The following is a 14,398-nucleotide window of genomic DNA, read 5'->3' as shown; positions in this document are numbered from 1 at the left end:
GCGCTGCTGCGCCGGGCGCGAAGGCGCGTCGTCGTAGCCGCCACCGCCGCCAAAGCTTGCGCCGCCGCCGCCGTCTTCGCGGCCGCCCAGCATCTGCATCTGGTCAGCGACGACTTCGGTGCTGTAGCGATCAGCGCCGGTGTCCTTGTCTTGCCACTTGCGCGTCTTCAGGCGGCCTTCGATGTAGACCGAACGGCCCTTCTTCAGGTATTCGCCGGCGATTTCAGCCAGGCGGTTGTACATGACGACGCGGTGCCATTCCGTTTCTTCGCGGCGTTCGCCCGAAGCCTTGTCTTTCCAGGTGGAGGTGGTGGCAATGGACATATTGCAGATTGCCGCCCCTTCGGGGCTGTAGCGGACTTCCGGGTCGCGTCCCAGATTGCCCACGAGTATGACTTTGTTAACCGATGCCATGCCGTTGTCCCTCTGTTGTTGACAGCCTGCGTGTGCGTTGCCGCGGACGCGCCGGCAACAACATAAAAGCGATGTTGAAGACCGGCTTCATGAAACACGCCGGTCACCGTAACGATGACCGGCGACGCCGGGTTGAACCCTGAGTGAAGCCCTGATTTGATGCGTATTATCGACGAAAAGGGCCCTCCGCGCCAAACCAGGATGTGACAAAGCCGCCCACCCCGGCGGGCCGATTTCCCTGACTATTGGGAGCTTTTCGGGGCCTGACCGGCGACTTTCCAGCCTGCCCGTGGCGATGCCTAGCAGCCCGCCTGGGGCAGCGGCCGCAGCGCCCAGGTCACGGCCAGCCAGATCGCCGACAGGACCGCGGCAGCGATGAAGACAGCGCTGGAGCCCGAATGCGAGGCCAGCCAGCCGCCCAGCGCGCCGCCCGCGAACAGGCCGGCGGCCTGGGCGGTGTTGTAGAAGCCCAGCGCCAGGCCCTTGTAGGCCTGCGGCGCCACCCGCGACACCAGAGAGGGCTGCAAGGCTTCCAGCACGTTGAATGCCACGAAGAAGCCCGTCAGGGCGGCGGCCAGGGTGTAGAAGCCATGGCTGGCCGCGGGCAGCAAGGCGCACACCAGCGCCAGCCCGGCGACGGCGGCGCGCAGGGCGCCGCGATGGGCGCGGCGCTTTTCCGCAATGAAGACCACCGGCACCATCAACACGAAGGAAACCAGGATGACGGGCAGATAGACCTTCCAAAGCTCGCGCGCATCCAGGCCGCCTACCTTGGCCAACAGGGCCGGCACCACCACGAACAGCGCCACCTGAATCAGGTGCAGCACGAACACGCCGAAGTTCAGGCGCAGCAGGTCGCTGTGGGTCAGGACTTCGCGCGGCCTGGCCGCCTGCATGGTGCGGGCCTGGGTCAGCGGCACCACGGGCACGACCCAGCCCGCCACGGCCAGGCAGATCACGCCCAGGCAGGCGATGGTCCAGAACAGGCCGGACAAGCCCCACCAGCCCACCAGCACCGGCGACAGCACCAGCGAAACGGCGAAGGACAGGCCGATCGACCCGCCCACCATGGCCATGGCGCGGGTGCGGACCTCGTCGCGGGTGGAATCCGCCAGCCAGGCGGTAACGGCCGCGGAAATGGCGCCAGCGCCCTGGATGGCGCGGCCGATGGTGATCCAGTACACGTCGGACGCCTGCGCGCAGACGATGCTGCCCGCCACGAACAGCAGCAGGCCGAACAACACCACGGGGCGACGGCCCCAGCGGTCGGACGCCAGGCCGAAGGGGATCTGCATGAAGGCCTGCGTAAGGCCATACATGCCCAGCGCCAGGCCGACGCGGGCGGGATCGTCCCCGCCCGGCATGCCGGCGGCGGCCACGGCGAAGACGGGCAGCAACAGGAACAGCCCCAGCATCCGCGCGGCGAACAGGCCGGCCAGCGCCACGCTGGCGCGGCGCTCGGACGGGGTCAATTTCAGTTTTTTATCTGCCTGCATGCGAAAGATTCAACGATGACTAGGGCTCGCCCGCGCGCGTGGATGTCACACGCTCACGGTCTGATCTGGCGGTGCGATGCCGCCCCCGGGACTATCCAGGCTGAAGAACTGCCCCGAACGCAGGGGGATTCGGCGCGCTATAGTACCAAGTTGGCCTTTGAAACCGCTTAAAAGAGCCCGATGGACGTGACAATACGCATTCGGGGTGCGCGCACCCACAATCTCAAGAACGTCTCGCTCGACCTGCCGCGCCACAAGCTGGTGGTCGTCACCGGCTTGTCCGGTTCGGGCAAATCCTCGCTGGCATTCGACACGCTGTACGCGGAGGGCCAACGCCGCTACGTGGAAAGCCTGTCTGCCTACGCCCGGCAGTTCCTGCAACTGATGGACAAGCCGGACGTGGACCTGATCGAGGGCCTGTCCCCGGCGATTTCCATCGAGCAGAAGGCGGCGGGGCACAACCCCCGCTCCACCGTCGGCACCATCACCGAGATCCACGACTACCTGCGCCTGCTGTATGCGCGGGTCGGCACGCCCTACTGCCCTGACCACGGCCTGCCGCTACAGGCGCAGAGCGTCAGCCAGATGGTGGACGCCGTGCTGTCCTGGACGCCCGAAACCCGTCTGGCCGTGCTGGCGCCGATCGCGCGCGGCAAGAAAGGCAGCTTCGAGGACGAGTGCGCCAGCCTGCAGGCGCAGGGCTACGTGCGCCTGCGCGTGGACGGCCAGATGACCGAAATCGACGGCATGGCGCCGCTGAAAAAGACCGAAAAGCACGACATCGACGTCGTGATCGACCGGCTGCGCATCAAGCCCGAAAGCAAGCAGCGCCTGGCGGAAAGCTTCGAGACCGCCCTGCAGCTGGCCGAGGGCCGCGCCCTGGCGCTGGACATGGACAGCGAGCGCGAACAGGTCTTCTCCAGCCGCTACGCCTGCCCGGTGTGCAGCCACAGCCTGCCCGAGCTGGAGCCGCGCCTGTTCAGCTTCAACAACCCCATGGGCGCCTGCCCCAGTTGCGACGGCATCGGCCAGGTCGGTTTCTTCGACCCCAAGCGCGTGGTCGCCTTCCCGGAACTGAGCCTGGCGGCCGGCGCCATCCGCGGCTGGGACCGCCGCAACGCCTTCACCCATTCGCTCTTGACCAGCCTGGCGGCGCACTACGAATTCGACATCGAGGCGCCCTTCGAGGAGCTGCCCGAAGCCCTGCGCGACAAGGTGCTGTACGGCTCCGGCGAAGAAGAGATCTCGTTCCTCTACCTGAACGAGAAAGGCCGCAGCACGGTCAAACGCCACACCTTCGAGGGCGTGATCCCGAACCTGGAGCGCCGCTGGCGCGAGACGGATTCGGCCACCGTGCGCGAAGAACTCGGCAAGTACCGCAACATCAAGACCTGCCCGGACTGCGGCGGCTCGCGGCTGCGCCCGGAGGCCCGCAATGTGCTGATCGGCCACGATCCGCGCGGCGGCGAACGCCATGGCCAGGCCATCTATGAAGTCGAGGCCATGCCGCTGTCGACCTGCCTCGCCTGGTTCCGCGACCTGAGCCTGACGGGCGCCAAGCAGGAGATCGCTCAACGCATCGTGCGCGAGATCGAGGCGCGCCTGAGCTTCCTCAACAACGTAGGCCTGAACTACCTGTCGCTGGACCGCAGCGCCGACACCATCTCGGGCGGCGAGGCGCAGCGCATCCGCCTGGCCAGCCAGATCGGGTCCGGCCTGACCGGCGTGATGTACGTGCTGGACGAGCCCTCCATCGGCCTGCACCAACGCGACAACGACCGGCTGATCGGCACCTTGCAGCACCTGCGCGACCTGGGCAACAGCGTCATCGTGGTCGAGCATGACGAAGACATGATCCGCATGGCCGACTGGGTGGTGGACATGGGGCCGGGCGCGGGCGAGCACGGCGGCCAGGTCGTGGCCCAGGGCGATCCGGAAACCGTGCAGCGCGATCCGAATTCGCTGACCGGCCAGTACCTCAGCGGCGCGCGCGCCATCGCCATTCCGGCGCGCCGCCCCGTCAATGACGAACTGTCCTGGCTGACCCTGTCGGGCGCCAGCGGCAATAACCTGAAAGACGTGGACCTGCGCATCCCGGCAGGCCGCCTGGTGTGCGTGACCGGCGTGTCCGGCTCGGGCAAGTCCACCCTGGTCAACGACACGCTGGCGGTCGCCGTCTCGCGCCAGCTGCACCACGCGCAGAGCGAACCCGCGCCCTACGTGTCGATGCTGGGGCTGGAGAACTTCGACAAGATCATCAGCGTGGACCAGAGCCCCATCGGCCGCACGCCGCGCAGCAACCCCGCGACCTACACGGGCCTGTTCACGCCGATCCGCGAACTCTTCGCGGGCGTGCCGGAAGCGCGCACCCGCGGCTACGATCCGGGGCGCTTCAGCTTCAACGTCAAGGGCGGCCGCTGCGAAGCCTGCCAGGGCGACGGCGTGGTCAAGGTGGAAATGCACTTCCTGCCCGACATGTACGTGCCCTGCGACGTCTGCCACGGCAAGCGCTACAACCGCGAAACGCTGGAAATCCGCTATCGCGGCCGCAACATCAGCGAAGTGCTGGACCTGACCGTGGAGCAGGCGCTGGAGTACTTCGAGTCCGTGCCGGCCATCGCCCGCAAGCTGCACACGCTGATCGACGTGGGCCTGTCCTACATCCGGCTGGGCCAGAGCGCGACCACCCTGTCGGGCGGCGAAGCGCAGCGCGTGAAGCTGTCGCAGGAACTGTCGCGGCGCAGCACCGGCCGCACGCTCTACATCCTGGACGAGCCCACCACCGGCCTGCATTTCCGCGACATCGAACTGCTGCTGCAGGTGCTGAACCAGCTGGTCGACAGCGGCAACACCGTGCTGATCATCGAACACAACCTGGACGTCATCAAGACCGCGGACTGGGTCGTCGACATGGGCCCCGAAGGCGGCGATGGCGGCGGCCGCGTGGTCGCGCAGGGCACGCCGGAAGACGTGGCCGACACTGCCGCCAGCCACACCGGACAATACCTGGGCAAGCTGCTGCGCCGCAGCCCGGGCGCATGAACCATCACATCAACGGCTAGAGAGGATCGCGGCATGTACACCTTGATCATCGGCAACAAGAATTACTCGTCCTGGTCCCTGCGTCCCTGGATTGCCATGCGCGCCATGGGCATTGCGTTCACGGAACAAAAGCTCGGCTTCTTCACCGAGGAATTCTCGCGCCGCGTGAGCGCGGTGTCGCCGGCAGGCCTGGTGCCGGTGCTGCTGGACGGCGACTTCGCGGTCTGGGATTCGCTGGCCATCTGCGAATACCTGGCCGAGCGCCATCCCGAGGCCCGCCTGTGGCCGCAAGACCCCAAGGCGCGCGCCCGCGCCCGCTCGCTGGCCGCGCAGATGCACAGCGGCTTTGGCGCCATGCGCCAAGCGCTGCCCATGAACGTCGAGGCGCGGCTGCCCGGCATCGACCTGCCCGAGGCCGCGCAACAGGACATCTCGCGCCTGCAAGCCATCTGGCACGACACGCGCGCGGAATTTGGCCAGGGCGGACCTTTCCTGTTCGGCGAATTCTCGATCGCCGACGCCTTCTTCGCCCCGGTGGTCTCGCGCTTCAACACCTATGGCATCGCGGCTGCGGGGCCGGTGCGCGACTACATGGACGCGGTGCTGGCGCTGCCCGCCATGCAGGAGTGGACGCGCGACGCGTTGGCGGAAGCCACCTTCGTGCCCGAGGACGAGCCCTACCGCAAGCACCGCTGAAGCGGGCTCAATCGCGCAGACGCTGGGCCACGAATTCGCGCACCAGCGCCATCGCCGGCGCCTCGGTGCGGCCCGTCAGGGTCACCATCGCGAACAGCGCGTGGCTGCGCAGCGGCGGGTCGGTGGGCAGTTCCGTCAGCTCGCCGGCGGCGATGCCGACCCGCGCCGCGCCGACGATGCCCAGGAACACCGCGTCCGACACGCGCACCGCTTCCAGCACGCTGCCGATTTCATCGCAGCGCAGGCGCATCGACGTCTGCGGGTCCGCCTCGATGCCGAAATGCTCGACCACGATGCGCACGGTGTCCGCCGCCAGAAACGTGGACGCCAGCGGGTAGGCCGCGACCTCCGCGAAGCGCGCCGGCCGCCCTGCCTGGGCCAGCGGGTGGCCGCGGCGGCAGATGAATCCGGCGCGCATTTCCGATATGGGCTCGATGCGCAGGTCGGCCGCTGGCACGATGCCCCGGGTATCGACCACCAGCGCATCCAGGCGCCGCTGGCGCAACAACGCCAGATGGGCCTCCGGCGAACCGCGCATCACGTCCAGCCGCACTTGCGGATAGTGCTGCGCCACGTGCGCCAGCAGCGGCGTCATGAGCATGACGCCCGGCCCCGATCCCAGGCCTATGCTGATGCTGCCCCGGTCGCCCTGGGTCAAGAGTTCCGCGCTGCGGCGCAGCTCGCCGGATTCGAACAGGATGCGCCGCGCGCGGCTGGCCACGGTCAGGCCCAGCGGAGTCAATTCGGTGCGCTTGCCCATGCGGTCCAGCAGCCGCGCCCCCAGGTCTTCTTCCAGCAGGCGGATGCTGCGGCTGAGCGCCGACTGGGTCAGATGCAGATGTTCGGCCGCGCGGCTGAAGGAGCCTGCCTCGGCCACCGCCAGCAGATGTTCGAGCTGCTTGAGATTCATGCTCGAGTCCCCGTTTAACTATGAGTTTTTTTTCTAGCTTCCAGAATAACAATTCGTTAGACAACTAGCGAGGCCAGTCCCTAGCATGCGGATCACGCCTATATCCATTCCAAGGGGAATTTCGTGAGCATGCTTTCCAATGGCCTGCGCCGGGCCGGCTGTGCGCTGGCGCTGGGCGCGGCACTGCTGGGCCAGGGCGCCCAGGCCGCAGACTATCCCGACCGGCCCGTCATGATGATGGTGCCCTACCCGGCCGGCGGCGCCTCCGACTCCATCGCCCGGGTGGTGGCCTCGCCCGTGTCCAAGCAGCTGGGCCAGCCCGTGCTGGTGGAGAACCTGGGCGGCGTCAGCGGCGCGCTCGGCGCGCAAAAGGTGCTGGGCGCCAAGGCCGACGGCTACTACCTGTTCCAGGGCTCGCCCAACGAGCTGATCCTGTCCCCCATCGCCAACCCCGCGGTCAAGCTCAAGAGCGAGGATTTCCGCCTGGTGCAGATGATAGGCATGGCGCCCCTGGTGATCGTGGCACGCGCCGATCTGCCGGCCAACAACGCTGACGAGCTGGTCACGCTGGCGCGCGCGCGTTCGGCCACCCAGCCGCTGACGTTCGGCAGCGTGGGCGTGGGTTCGCTGTACCACGTGCTGGGCGAGCACATGGCCCGCACCATCGGCGCCAACATGATGCACGTGCCCTACAAGGGCGGCGCGCCGCTGATGCAGGACATCGGCGGCGGCCAGGTGGACCTGGCCATTCTGCCGCTGTCGCAGCAGCAGGTGGCGTTGGCCGAACAGGGCCGCATCAAGCTGCTGGCCAGCCTGGACCCGCAGCGCAGCCAGTTGCCGGCGCTCAAGTCGGTGCCGTCGGTGAATGAAGGCCAGCTGCTCAAGGGCTTCAACTTCACCACCTGGACCGGTTACTTCGTCAAGCGCGACACGCCGCAAGACGTGGTGTCGCGCCTGAACGCCGCGCTCAATGCCGCCATGCAGGATCCGGCGGTGAAGGACAGCCTGGCCCACCAGAACATCGAAGTTTCCGCCCCCATGAGCGCGGAACAGGCCGATGCCATGTACCGCGCCGAGACCGAACGCTTCCGCGAAATCTCCCGCCACGTGAAACTGGCCGGCAACCCGTGACCCGATTCCAGGATCAACCCCACATGCATCCCATCCTGCAGGCCATGACCGCGCAGGCCGACGAGTTCGTCTCGATCCGCCGCGACATCCACCGCCATCCCGAGTTGGGCTTCCAGGAATTCCGCACCAGCGACCTGGTGGCGCAATGCCTGACCCAATGGGGCTATGAAGTGGAACGCGGCCTGGGCGGCACCGGCTTGGTCGGGCAGCTACGCCGCGGCAAGGGCGGCAAACGCCTGGGCCTGCGCGCCGACATGGACGCCCTGCCGATCCAGGAAGCCACGGGCCTGGATCACGCCAGCCGCAACGAAGGCGTAATGCATGCCTGCGGCCACGATGGCCACACCGCCATGCTGCTGGCAGCGGCGCACCACCTGGCCAAGCATGGCGACTTCGACGGCACGCTCAATCTGATCTTCCAGCCCGCCGAGGAAGGTCTGGGCGGCGCCAAGCGCATGATGGAGGACGGCCTGTTCCGCAAGTATCCCTGCGACGCCATCTACGCCATGCACAACATGCCGGGCCATCCGCAAGGCCGCCTGCTGCTGCGCGACGGCCCCGCCATGGCCTCCTCCGACAACGTCACCATCGTGCTGGAAGGCGTGGGCGGGCACGGCGCGATGCCGCATTGCGCCGCCGATCCAGTGGTGGCCGGCGCAGCCATCGTCATGGGCCTGCAAAGCATCGTCGCCCGCAACATCGATCCCCTGCACATGGCGGTGATCACGGTCGGCGCGTTCAACGCCGGCCGCGCGAACAACGTGATTCCCCAGACCGCCACGCTCAAGCTCAGCGTGCGCGCGCTGGACCGCGGCGTGCGCGACACGCTGCAGGCGCGCATCACCGAACTGGTCCACAGCCAGGCGGCCAGCTACCAGGTGCGGGCGACCATCGACTATGGCCGCGGCTATCCCGTGCTGGTGAACACCCAGGAAGAAACTGATTTCGCGCGTCAGGTGGCCGTGGAGCTAGTGGGCGCCGAGCGGGTGGAGCTCCAAACCCGGGCGCTGACCGGCAGCGAGGACTTCGCCTTCATGCTGGAGGAAGTGCCGGGCTCCTACCTGCTGGTGGGCAACGGCGACGGCTCGGCGGAGGGCTTCAACAGCGGGCACGGCGCCTGCATGGTGCACAACCCGGGCTACGACTTCAACGACCACAGCCTGCCCGTGGGCGCAGCCTATTGGGTGCTGCTGACGCAGCGCTACCTGGCGGGCTGAAGCGCGGCGGCAACGCGCTGGGGCCTGTGCTCGCGCCGCCCCGGGCAGGCCTCAGGCCATCTCGAACAGGCGCTTGTGTTCGCGGATGGCGTAACGGTCCGTCATCCCGGCAATGTAGTCGGCGATGGCGCGGGCCTGCTCATTGAACGCAGGCCGGCGATAGTCGGGCGGCAGCAGGCGCGGATCGTCCAGAAAGGCGGCGAACAACTCGCGCACAATGCGCCGCGCCTTGGTCGTCATGCGCAGCACGCGGTAGTGGCGATACAAGTTATCGAAGAGGAACTTCTTCAGCTCGTCGGCCTCGCGCCGGATCTCGGGCGAGAACGTCGCCAGCAGCGGCGCGCGGCGCACGTCGTCGGCGGTGGCGGGCGCAAATTCGCGGATGCGCGCCAGCGAAGTCTGCGTCAGATCGACGATCAAGGTATTGATCATGCGACGTATGGTCTCGGCCACGGCGCGCCGCGGGGCCAGCCCGGGATAGCTTTCCAGCACATGGGCATGGTGGCGCTCGAAGATCGAGACTTCCTTCAGCTGTTCCAGCGTGATCAGGCCCGAACGCAGGCCGTCGTCGATGTCGTGGTTGTTGTAGGCGACTTCATCCGCCAGGTTGGCCAACTGCGCTTCCAGCGAAGGCTGGGTGCGGTCCAGGAAGCGCTGGCCCACGTCGCCCAGCTGACGGGCATGCGCGGCCGAGCAGTGCTTGAGGATGCCTTCGCGCGTTTCGAAGCAAAGGTTCAGGCCGTTGAAGTCCGCATAGCGTTCTTCCAGTTCGTCCACCACCCGCAGGCTTTGCAGGTTGTGCTCGAAGCCGCCCGCCTCGGGCGCCAGTTCCCGCATGCAGGCATTGAGCTCGTCCTGCCCGGCATGGCCGAACGGCGTGTGGCCCAGGTCATGCGCCAGCGAGATGGCTTCGGTCAGGTCTTCGGACAGGCCCAGGCTGCGCGCCAGCGTACGCGCGATTTGCGCCACTTCCAGGCTGTGGGTCAGGCGGGTGCGGAACAGGTCGCCTTCATGGTTGACGAAGACCTGGGTCTTGTATTCCAGCCGCCGGAAGGCGCCGGAATGGACAATGCGATCGCGATCGCGCTGGAACTCCGTCCGATTTTCCGGCGGCGGCTCGGCATAGGCCCGCCCGCGCGATTGAGACGGGTGGGATGCATAGGAAGCCAGTTCTTTCATCTGCAACACCGTCTCCAGCATGTCTATTGGGTGGTGCGAGCCAGGACGGCGCGCACCGCGTCGTCGGGAGCCGGGCGCATCATGGCTACGCCGATGCGGCTCATGAGCACGTAGCGGATCGAGCCGCCTTCCGTTTTCTTGTCCACCTGCATCAGGTCCAGCCAGCGGTCCGCGCCCAGGTCCGGGGCTACCGCAGGACAGCCGATGGCGGTCACCAGCGCGCGCACGCGTTCGACGTCGGCGCGGTCGAAACCGGCGACATCGGCCGACAGCTCGGCCGCCTGCACCATGCCGCAACCCACCGCTTCGCCATGCAGCCAGGCGCCATAGCCCAGGCCGGATTCGATGGCGTGGCCGAAGGTATGGCCCAGGTTCAGGATGGCGCGCAGGCCGGATTCGCGTTCGTCCTTGCCCACCACCTGCGCCTTCAGCTCGCAGGAACGGCGGATGGCGTAGGTGACGGCGTCCGGGTCCAGCTCGCGCAGCTTCTGCGCGTTTTCCTCGCACCAGGACCAGAAGGCCGGATCCAGGATCAGGCCGTACTTGATCACTTCCGCCAGGCCCGCGGACACCTCGCGCGCCGGCAGCGTGTTCAGCACGTCGGTATCGATCTCGACGGCGACCGGCTGGTAGAACGCGCCGATCATGTTCTTGCCCAGCGGATGGTTGACGGCGGTCTTGCCGCCCACCGATGAGTCGACCTGCGACAGCAGGGTCGTGGGCACCTGCAGGAAACGCACGCCGCGCATGTAGACCGCGGCCGCGAAGCCGGTCATGTCGCCGATCACGCCGCCGCCCAGCGCCACCAGCACGCAGCGGCGGTCCAGGCGGTTGGCCAGCAGGGCGTCGAAGATCAGGTTCAGCGACTGCCAGTCCTTGTAGGCTTCGCCGTCCGGAAGTTCAATGCGCAGCACCCGCTTGCCGGTCCTGGCCAGCGCGGCCTCGGCGCGTTCGCCGTACAGGGCGGCGACGGTCGGGTTGGTGACCACGGCGATCGCGGTGGCGTCGGCGGGAATGCTCAGGTCCAGGGCGTCCAGGCGGCCGGGGCCGATATTGATCGGGTAGCTTCCGCCCGGGGTGTCCACGTGTACAACGTTCATATGCGCTTCTCGAAGGCTTGCAATTGCGGCAGCAGCGCCTTGACCAGGGTGTGGATGGGCATGGCGCCCGTCTCCACCACCAGGTCGGCCACTTCCTTATAGAGGGGTTCCCGCAGGGTCATGAGGTCGCGCAGCGTGCCGCGCGGATCGGCGGTGGCCAACAGGGGACGGTTGCGGTCGCGGCAGGTGCGGCGGAACAATTCGTCCACGCTGGCCCTCAAATAGACCACGATGCCGCGCTCGTGCAGCCGCTGGCGGTTTTCCGGCGCCAGGATGGCGCCGCCCCCGGTGGCGAGAATTATGTTGCGCCGTTGGGTACACTCTTCCAAGGCGGCGGATTCCCGGCGACGAAAGCCGGCTTCGCCCTCGATTTCGAAGATTACCGGCACCCGCACGCCGCAACGCGCCTCGAGCTCATGATCCAAGTCCATAAACTCGCGCCCCAGCGCACGCGCCAGGCCACGCCCTATGGTCGTCTTGCCCGCGCCCATCATCCCGACCAGGAAGACCGGCAGGTCATGCGGCAACGTAGTGGCCTTGCCTGTGCACTCAGCGGCGCAAGGCAGGTTTTCAGGCGTCTCGCCGGAGGACGCCGGGTCCGGGTCAGCCTCCGGACATGAGATAGCGGAAAAGTTCATGACGGCATTATCACATCAGCCGCCAGTTGCCCGCGTACCACACTGAACGACTTTGTTACAGAAACCGGTACCCCGTGCCAAGACGGACCCGGAGATACCCGTAAAATCGCCGCGATGAGCAAGCCCCAGAATTCCTCCAAAAAAGACAAGCCCGCCAAGAGCGGTTCCCCGATACTGCGATTCTTCGTCAAAACCGGCATTTTCTTTGCCGGCCTGTTCCTGTGCGGCGTGCTGCTGGCCGGAATGGCGTTGGCGCTGGCCTGGCCCAACCTGCCGGACCTGAACGCCATGACGGACTACCGCCCGCGGGTGCCGCTGCGCGTCTATACGGCGGATCGCGTCCTGATCGGCGAATTCGGCGAAGAACGCCGCAACGTGCTGCGCTTCAACGAGATCCCGGACGTCATGAAGTCCGCGGTGCTGGCGGCCGAGGACGACCGTTTCTACCAGCACGGCGGGATCGACTGGATGGGCGTGGCGCGGGCGGGCCTGACCAACCTGATCAGCATGTCGAAGTCGCAGGGCGCCAGCACCATCACGATGCAGGTGGCGCGCAACTTCTACCTGTCGTCGGAGAAGACCTATTCGCGCAAGTTCTATGAACTGCTGCTGACCTTCAAGATCGAATCGGAGCTCACCAAGGACCAGATCCTCGAGCTCTACATGAACCAGATCTACCTGGGCCACCGCGCCTATGGTTTCGCGGCCGCCTCGCGCACCTATTTCGGCAAGCCCCTGGCGGAAGTCACGCCGGCCGAAGCCGCCATGCTGGCCGGCATCCCGAAGGCGCCGTCGCGCTTCAATCCGATCGCCAACCGCCCGCGCGCCGAGCTGCGCCAGCGCTACGTGCTGGGCCGCATGCACTCCTTGGGCTACCTGACCGAACCGGAATACCAGCAGGCGCTGGCCCAGCCCATCGTCATGAAGTCCGCGGAAGGCACGCCGGCCGGCGGCTATTCCATCCATGGCGAATACGTGGCGGAACTGGCGCGCCAGCTGCTGTTCAACGTGTACCAGGACAACGTCTATTCGCGCGGCATCAATATCTACACCACCGTGCAGTCCAAGGACCAGGAAGCAGCCTATCGCTCCGTGCGCGAAGGCGTGCTCGAATACACGCGCCGCGCGCCCTACCCCGGCCCCGAGGAACAGCTGGACCTGCCCCCGGGCACCGAGAACAACCCGCAGGCGCTCGATGAATTCCTGGACGGCGTGTTCGACAAATTCAGCGACAGCGGCGACCTGCTGACGGCCCTGGTGCTGTCGGCCAGCCCCACCGAAGTGAAACTGGCGCGCAGCTCGCGCGAGATCATCACCGTCACCGACAAGAAGGTGCTGGGCGTCGTGGCGCGCGCGCTGAACGACAAGGCCAAGCCCGAGCAGCGCATCAAGCGCGGCTCCGTGGTCTACATCCGCAAGTTCGGCGACAACTGGGAAATCATCAACCTGCCCTCGGTGCAGGCGGCCTTCGTGGCGCTGTCGCCGCAGGACGGCGCCATCCGCGCCATGGTGGGCGGCTTCGACTTCTACCGCGGCAACTTCAACCGCGTGACGCAGGCATGGCGCCAGCCGGGCTCGAACATCAAACCCTTCATCTATGCCGCTTCGCTGGAACGCGGCCTGACCCCGGGCACGCAGATCTCGGACCAGCCCTTCGAGCTGACGGCCGCGCAGACCGGCTCCAAGGCCTGGAACCCGAAGAACTACGGCAACCAGTACGAACCCATGCTGACCCTGCGCCAGGGCCTGTACAAGTCCAAGAACATGGTGTCGATCCGTATCCTGCAGGCCATCGGTCCGCAGTACGCGCAGGATTACCTGACCCGCTTCGGCTTCGACAAGGCCCGCCAGCCGGCCGTGCTGCCGCTGGCGCTGGGTGCGGGCTCGGTCACGCCCCTGCAACTGGCCGGCGCCTTCTCGGTGTTCGCCAACGGCGGCTACCGCGTCACGCCCTACCTGATCGACCGCGTTACCGACAGCAACGGCAAGGTCATCATGCAATCGAAGCCGGTGGTGGCCGGCGACGCCGCGGCCCGCGCTATCGATCCGCGCACCGCCTGGATCATGGACGACATCCTGCGCGGCGTGGCCACCTACGGCACTGCGGCGCGCGCCCGCGTCCTGCTCAAGCGCAACGACATTGCCGGCAAGACCGGCACCACCAACGAATCCGTGGACGCCTGGTTCTCCGGCTATACCCCGTCGCTGGTCGCCACCGCGTGGCTGGGCTTTGACCAGCCCAAATCGCTGGGCTCGCGCGAAACCGGCGGCGGCGTCGCCATGCCGATCTGGGTCGATTACATGCAGACGGTCCTCAAGGGCGTGCCCGAAGAGAAGCCCCGCCCCCGGCCCGACGGCCTCATCGTGGAAAACGGCGAGTTCTATTTCTCCGAATTCCCGCCTGGACAAGCGGTGGCACGCCTGGGCCTGCCCGAAGCCGACACGCTGGGTGAATTCCTCAACGGCCTGAACGGCAGCACCAGCGAGGAAACCCGGATCAAGGTGGCGCCGGGCGTAGGCACGCAAAGCAATACGCCCTGGTCCCAGAAAATCCCGTTCTGACGCGCAAATAGCA

11 protein-coding genes are annotated in these 14,398 nt (G+C 67.0%); 5 read left to right on the top strand and 6 right to left on the bottom strand.

Annotated elements, in window-relative coordinates; translation table 11 throughout:
- Both ssb and WBB14_RS21230 read right to left on the bottom strand, forming a co-directional pair.
- On the bottom strand, nucleotides 1-414 hold a 414-nt coding region (gene ssb / locus WBB14_RS21235; protein ID WP_424241572.1), incomplete at its 3' end, for a single-stranded DNA-binding protein.
- 299 nt (nucleotides 415-713) lie between these two features.
- Entirely contained in the window at nucleotides 714-1,910 is a 1,197-nt protein-coding gene (locus WBB14_RS21230) for an MFS transporter (protein WP_424241571.1), read from the bottom strand.
- A gap of 186 nt (nucleotides 1,911-2,096) precedes the next feature.
- Here WBB14_RS21230 and uvrA point away from each other — a divergent pair, with 186 nt between their 5' ends.
- Both uvrA and WBB14_RS21220 read left to right on the top strand, forming a co-directional pair.
- Entirely contained in the window at nucleotides 2,097-4,952 is a 2,856-nt protein-coding gene (uvrA, locus tag WBB14_RS21225; RefSeq protein ID WP_424241570.1) for an excinuclease ABC subunit UvrA, read from the top strand.
- A 33-nt stretch (nucleotides 4,953-4,985) separates the two neighbouring features.
- Entirely contained in the window at nucleotides 4,986-5,648 is a 663-nt protein-coding gene (locus WBB14_RS21220) for a glutathione S-transferase N-terminal domain-containing protein (RefSeq protein WP_424241569.1), read from the top strand.
- A gap of 7 nt (nucleotides 5,649-5,655) precedes the next feature.
- Here WBB14_RS21220 and WBB14_RS21215 read toward each other — a convergent pair whose 3' ends face one another.
- A complete protein-coding gene (locus WBB14_RS21215; protein WP_424241568.1) occupies nucleotides 5,656-6,558 on the bottom strand; it encodes a LysR family transcriptional regulator in 903 nt (300 codons plus the stop codon).
- A gap of 129 nt (nucleotides 6,559-6,687) precedes the next feature.
- Between WBB14_RS21215 and WBB14_RS21210 the strand changes: the two genes are divergently transcribed.
- Together WBB14_RS21210 and WBB14_RS21205 are read left to right on the top strand one after the other, a co-directional pair.
- The gene (locus WBB14_RS21210) at nucleotides 6,688-7,689 is read left to right on the top strand and encodes a tripartite tricarboxylate transporter substrate binding protein (protein ID WP_424241576.1); all 1,002 of its coding nucleotides are present in this window, start codon (nucleotides 6,688-6,690) and stop codon (nucleotides 7,687-7,689) included.
- A 23-nt stretch (nucleotides 7,690-7,712) separates the two neighbouring features.
- Nucleotides 7,713-8,906, top strand: a complete 1,194-nt coding sequence (locus tag WBB14_RS21205) for a M20 aminoacylase family protein (RefSeq protein ID WP_424241567.1) — start codon at nucleotides 7,713-7,715, stop codon at nucleotides 8,904-8,906.
- Between the two features lie 51 nt (nucleotides 8,907-8,957).
- Here the strand turns inward: WBB14_RS21205 and WBB14_RS21200 are convergent, their stop codons facing one another.
- Genes WBB14_RS21200 through WBB14_RS21190 form a run of 3 tightly spaced genes read right to left on the bottom strand, consistent with a single transcriptional unit; the run spans nucleotide 8,958 to nucleotide 11,823 of the window.
- Nucleotides 8,958-10,085 carry a deoxyguanosinetriphosphate triphosphohydrolase gene (locus WBB14_RS21200; RefSeq protein WP_424241575.1) on the bottom strand — a complete coding sequence of 376 codons (1,128 nt, stop codon included), beginning with the start codon at nucleotides 10,083-10,085 and terminating at the stop codon, nucleotides 8,958-8,960.
- Between the two features lie 23 nt (nucleotides 10,086-10,108).
- Nucleotides 10,109-11,185: a 3-dehydroquinate synthase gene (aroB, locus tag WBB14_RS21195; RefSeq protein WP_424241566.1), complete on the bottom strand. Its 1,077-nt coding sequence runs from the start codon at nucleotides 11,183-11,185 to the stop codon at nucleotides 10,109-10,111.
- Nucleotides 11,182-11,823 carry a shikimate kinase gene (locus tag WBB14_RS21190; RefSeq protein ID WP_424241565.1) on the bottom strand — a complete coding sequence of 214 codons (642 nt, stop codon included), beginning with the start codon at nucleotides 11,821-11,823 and terminating at the stop codon, nucleotides 11,182-11,184. The genes aroB and WBB14_RS21190 overlap by 4 nt, the downstream gene beginning before the upstream one ends.
- Nucleotides 11,824-11,937: 114 nt before the next feature.
- Here WBB14_RS21190 and WBB14_RS21185 point away from each other — a divergent pair, with 114 nt between their 5' ends.
- Nucleotides 11,938-14,385 (top strand): penicillin-binding protein 1A, encoded by a 2,448-nt coding sequence (locus tag WBB14_RS21185; RefSeq protein WP_207467372.1) that lies wholly within the window; start codon nucleotides 11,938-11,940, stop codon nucleotides 14,383-14,385.
- Nucleotides 14,386-14,398: the final 13 nt, after the last annotated feature.

The organism is Achromobacter sp., from assembly GCF_049647645.1.
Taxonomy (GTDB): Bacteria; Pseudomonadota; Gammaproteobacteria; order Burkholderiales; family Burkholderiaceae_B; genus Achromobacter.
Note: the sequence above shows the minus strand (reverse complement) of the source record. Positions and strands in the feature narration are given on the sequence as shown.

Bases quoted from the DNA above. Each gene is read 5' to 3' on its own strand.
- WBB14_RS21230 (WP_424241571.1), bottom strand. From the start codon at position 1,910: ATGCAGGCAGATAAAAAACTGAAATTGACCCCGTCCGAGCGCCGCGCC.
- WBB14_RS21220 (WP_424241569.1), top strand. From the start codon at position 4,986: ATGTACACCTTGATCATCGGCAACAAGAATTACTCGTCCTGGTCCCTG.
- WBB14_RS21215 (WP_424241568.1), bottom strand. From the start codon at position 6,558: ATGAATCTCAAGCAGCTCGAACATCTGCTGGCGGTGGCCGAGGCAGGC.
- WBB14_RS21210 (WP_424241576.1), top strand. From the start codon at position 6,688: ATGCTTTCCAATGGCCTGCGCCGGGCCGGCTGTGCGCTGGCGCTGGGC.
- WBB14_RS21205 (WP_424241567.1), top strand. From the start codon at position 7,713: ATGCATCCCATCCTGCAGGCCATGACCGCGCAGGCCGACGAGTTCGTC.
- WBB14_RS21200 (WP_424241575.1), bottom strand. From the start codon at position 10,085: ATGAAAGAACTGGCTTCCTATGCATCCCACCCGTCTCAATCGCGCGGG.
- aroB (WP_424241566.1), bottom strand. From the start codon at position 11,185: ATGAACGTTGTACACGTGGACACCCCGGGCGGAAGCTACCCGATCAAT.
- WBB14_RS21190 (WP_424241565.1), bottom strand. From the start codon at position 11,823: ATGAACTTTTCCGCTATCTCATGTCCGGAGGCTGACCCGGACCCGGCG.
- WBB14_RS21185 (WP_207467372.1), top strand. From the start codon at position 11,938: ATGAGCAAGCCCCAGAATTCCTCCAAAAAAGACAAGCCCGCCAAGAGC.